Genomic DNA, 1603 nt, shown 5'->3' on the forward strand with positions numbered 1-1603 from the left:
CCGGCATGCTGCGTGATCTCGACGTGGATCTGACCGCGGTCGACATGATGATGCTCGCGCACGGCTGGGCGCTCAAACACTGGCACCTCGCACCGCGTTTCTCGGTGGACCAATACATCAGCGCTCAAACGCGATTCCTGCTCGGCGCCATCCTGTCCGAACGGGGGCGGACCGAGTACCGGCACTTGTCGGCTTGATCTTCGTCTGTCTCAATCGAACAGCGTGGGTGCTTCTCCCGGAGTCTCGCCGTCACCGTTCTCGACCTCGCCTGCCGGACTGGTCGCCTTGTGCACCACCGAGAGCGTCGTCGTCCGGACCGACAGACGGTGCCCGTCGGGATGTTGAAGCGATGCCATGCCCTTGCTGATCTCCACCACCAGCCACGGCCCCGCATGCCCGGACGCCTGGACCAGATCGCCCACCTGTATCTGTACGGCCACCACCGCTTCCTCCCAAATTCTGCCCCCACACCATGTATCGGCTCGCCCCCAGCGTAGCGACACCTTCGGCGACACACCGCGCGCCTCGACTGGTCGGATGTCCAGTCGGTTTAATCTCGGCCGGGACGATCTCGACGGTGCTCGGCCGGATGACAGGTGAAATCGTGGGACGGTACACGGGCAGATCGATCGCGGCGACGTTACTGACAGCGGCAGCGACCGTGATCGCGCCCCTCGGCGCCGCCGGATCCGCAGCAGCAGACCCCGTGGGTTTCACGAAGACCACCCTGCATTTCGGGGTCCTGGTCGGGTCGAATCGTGACGTGCCCTGCAACATCGTCGGGGACGTGTACAAGCCGGACACGGCGTCGGCGTCCCACCGTGTGCCCGCCGTGCTCATGACCAACGGTTTCGGTGGCTCCAAGAACGACCTGGTCGGGATGGCGTCCTACCTCGCCTCGAAGGGATACGCGGCACTGGCGTATTCCGGGTTGGGATTCGGTGGTTCCGGCTGCAAGATCTCCATGGACAATCCCGAGTTCGACGGTCGCGCGGCCGGTGAACTGGTCAGCTTCCTCGGCGGACGAGACGGGATCGCCTTCGCCGATTCTGCCCTGACCCTGCCGGTGGCCGGCCTCGACTACGTGATCCAGGACGTGACCGCACACAACGGTGTCGCCGAGGCGCATGATCCGCGAGTCGGAATCGTCGGCGGCTCCTACGGCGGCGGCGTGCAGTTCGCGGCGGCCTCGGTCGATCCGCGGATCGACACGATCATTCCGATGATCACCTGGAACGATCTGAGTTATTCGCTGACCCCCAACACCATCGGCACCACTTCGGGCGTGAGTAGCGATGTGCCGGGCGCGACGAAACTGCTGTGGTCGCTCATCTTCGGGGCGGACGGCACCGCCAACCCCGGGATGGAGGGGTACGCCCAGGACCCTGCGCGGGCGCTGGGTTGCCCCAACTTCGTGGACGCTGCCTGCCCCACTCTCGCGCAGACTGCGGTGGCCGGTTTCCCCGACCCCGCGGCGGTCGAATTCCTTCGGCAGTCGTCGGTCGCCACGTACATGAGCCGGGTGACGATTCCGGTACTACTCATGCAAGGCCAACAAGACACCCTGTTCGGACTCAACGAAGCGAAGGCCACGTTCGAAGCC

The 1603-nt window shown here is 65.2% G+C and carries 2 protein-coding genes and 1 pseudogene; 2 read left to right on the top strand and 1 reads right to left on the bottom strand.

What is annotated here, in order from left to right:
- Window positions 1-197: pseudogene (locus WAW17_RS06485) on the top strand (TetR/AcrR family transcriptional regulator); the annotation flags it as partial.
- 12 nt (window positions 198-209) lie between these two features.
- Here WAW17_RS06485 and WAW17_RS06490 read toward each other — a convergent pair.
- On the bottom strand, window positions 210-443 hold the full coding sequence (locus WAW17_RS06490) for a hypothetical protein (protein WP_422332180.1): 234 nt from the start codon (window positions 441-443) through the stop codon (window positions 210-212).
- Between the two features lie 146 nt (window positions 444-589).
- Between WAW17_RS06490 and WAW17_RS06495 the strand changes: the two genes are divergently transcribed.
- A partial coding sequence (locus WAW17_RS06495) for a CocE/NonD family hydrolase (RefSeq protein WP_422332181.1) occupies window positions 590-1603 on the top strand: 1014 nt, incomplete at its 3' end.

The sequence above is a fragment of the Rhodococcus sp. (in: high G+C Gram-positive bacteria) genome (assembly GCF_049286785.1).
Taxonomy (GTDB): Bacteria; Actinomycetota; Actinomycetes; order Mycobacteriales; family Mycobacteriaceae; genus Rhodococcus_F.